This is a genomic window from Sphingomonas sp. 66-10, assembly GCF_001897045.1.
Classification (GTDB): domain Bacteria; phylum Pseudomonadota; class Alphaproteobacteria; order Sphingomonadales; family Sphingomonadaceae; genus Sphingomonas; species Sphingomonas lycopersici.
The window spans coordinates 34,900-36,958 of record NZ_MKRR01000147.1; the positions used below are offsets into that span (position 1 = coordinate 34,900).

At 60.9% G+C, this 2,059-nt stretch carries 4 protein-coding genes and 1 pseudogene; all 5 read right to left on the reverse strand.

The window, feature by feature from the left end; genetic code table 11:
- Positions 1–1,040 (reverse strand): tyrosine-type recombinase/integrase (locus BGN95_RS21905; RefSeq protein WP_286773994.1); only part of this gene is annotated, 1,040 nt, incomplete at its 3' end.
- 65 nt (positions 1,041–1,105) lie between these two features.
- Positions 1,106–1,258: pseudogene (locus BGN95_RS21910) on the reverse strand (helix-turn-helix domain-containing protein); the annotation flags it as partial.
- The gene (locus BGN95_RS21915) at positions 1,245–1,577 is read right to left on the reverse strand and encodes a DUF736 domain-containing protein (protein WP_286773995.1); all 333 of its coding nucleotides are present in this window, start codon (positions 1,575–1,577) and stop codon (positions 1,245–1,247) included. The pseudogene BGN95_RS21910 and the gene BGN95_RS21915, both read right to left, overlap by 14 nt.
- Positions 1,574–1,795 (reverse strand): DUF2274 domain-containing protein, encoded by a 222-nt coding sequence (locus BGN95_RS21920; protein WP_286773996.1) that lies wholly within the window; start codon positions 1,793–1,795, stop codon positions 1,574–1,576. The genes BGN95_RS21915 and BGN95_RS21920 overlap by 4 nt, the downstream gene beginning before the upstream one ends.
- 14 nt (positions 1,796–1,809) lie before the next feature.
- Positions 1,810–2,059, reverse strand: a 250-nt coding sequence (locus BGN95_RS21925) for a TrbI/VirB10 family protein (protein ID WP_286773997.1), incomplete at its 5' end; no start/stop codon positions are given.

Genomic DNA, 2,059 nt, shown 5'->3' on the forward strand with positions numbered 1-2,059 from the left:
TTGTGTCCTGGAGCCTCCAACCCTTCCGGACACTTAGGCACTGTGTCCATTGTGTCCGGAATAATCAGCTTGTCGGCATAGGGCTGGAGGTGCTTCACCGACATGTGGGCATAGCGCCGCACCATCGTCTCCGACTTCCATCCCCCCAGCTCCTGAAGCACCCAGGTGGGCACGTCATTCTGCCGGAGCCATGTCGCCCAGGTGTGCCGCAGATCGTGCCAGCGGAAATCCTCGATCCCGCAAGCCTTCAACGCCGCACGCCACGTTCGCGTATTCGCATTCGCCAGCCGCTTGCCGGCGAAAGTGAACACATGGACCGGATGCTTTCCCCTCTGCCGCTGTAATACGCCAAGAGCCGCCTCGTTCAGAGGGACGCCAAGCGCCTCCCCGTTCTTGGTCTCGCCATACTCGATCGTCACGATGCGGCGGGTCATATCGACCTGATCCCATCGCAGATGGAGTATGTTGCCCTGACGCAAGCCAGTGGACAAAGCGAACAGCACCACCTCGCGCTGGTGTTCAGGAAGCCGATCCATGAGCGCCGCCGCCTGATCGTGGGTGAGAAACCGCACCCTGACCTTGCCGCTACGCGCATAGGTCTTGAACGCCGGCATATGCGCGATCCATTCCCATTCCCGCATCGCCTTCCGGAATATCGCGCGAATGAGCGCAACATATAAATCCTTGGTGCGATCGCTCTTGCGGGCGAAATGACGCGATATGAGCCGGTCGATCATGTCCCTGCTCACCTGTTCCAGTGTCTTGCCGCGCAGATGCGTGGTGAACCAGCGGATACGGCTCACATCGTCCCGGTAGGACTTTTTGTGTGCCTTCTCCTTCAGCCACCGCAAAGCCGCCTCGTCCCAGGTCCGTTTCGGCTTCTGCTTCAACTTGGCAAGATCCCACAGCTCGGCCTTCAGCTTGTCGTGGTATTCCAAGGCCTTTTGCCTGTCGGTCGTTCCAGTAGTGCGTCTAATGAGCGTTCCGTCAGGTGCTGTGAACTTGAGGTAATATGTTCCTGCACGTTTATAGAGTGCCATGATGCCTCCTTTGTTGGGGCACTCGACTGCATCCGTGCGGGGCAAGAATACCCTGTCCGAATCCAGGCGACAAGCTCGCTCTCCAGAAAGCGCCACTGGCGCCCGACCCGCGCGGCAGGGATGTGGCCTTCGGCCAGCAGGCTGCGAATTGTGTTCGGGTGAACCTTCAGCAGCCCGGCGGCTTCCCTGATCGTCAGAATGCGATCAGAAGGCTCCATCCCGATCGGGCCTCCAGCAGAGCCGAGCGGTTTCGCCGTTCTCGTCGGTGAACAGCACGACCCGCAGCGGACAGAACGGATCGTCGATGATGACGCGCAGATAGTCACGCGGCGGCTCGCTCCTTGAAGTGCGCTCCCAGGCGTTGCCGATATGCTGCCAGCCCAGCATGACGCGAAAGGCCGGGGCGCCATCGCTCACGCGGTCATCATTCGGCACCAGCCTGATCCGGCGCTGGATGGTGAGCGTGTTGATTTCGCCTTCCCAGCCCCCCGGTCTGGACCGCTTGAACCGGCCGATCACGATATTGACGGGTTTCATGGCCGAGCCTCCCCATCCTTGCGCGTCTTGGCAAAAGCACGATCGCTGGTGAGGAAAGCGTCGAGCATGGCGGGGATCAAATCCGCCACCTCCGCCTTGTCGGCATAGGTGCGGTTATAGAGCGCGGCATAAGCGGTAAGCGCATGGGCAAGATCAGGCGTGACCGTCAGCGTGATCTTGACCGGCGTGCGGTCGGGGAGCTTTGCGAGCTTGAGCATCGGGCGTCTCCTTTTCAGCGAGCGCCGGCCCAGGGCCGCAGCACGATGTCCTTGTGGACAATGATGCGCAGTGGCCAGCCGGGACGGACGGTGATGGTGGGCTGGATATTGAGGTTTTTGGTGACGATCTGCTGCCCGGCCTGACTGGCCGACTGCTGGGTCGATTGACGGATCGCCCGAACGAGATCGCTTTCGTCGTTGCCGAACGTCAGTTCGGTGCCGACGCCCAGCAAAGTCGAGAGAGCCACGCCCTTGAGCAATTGC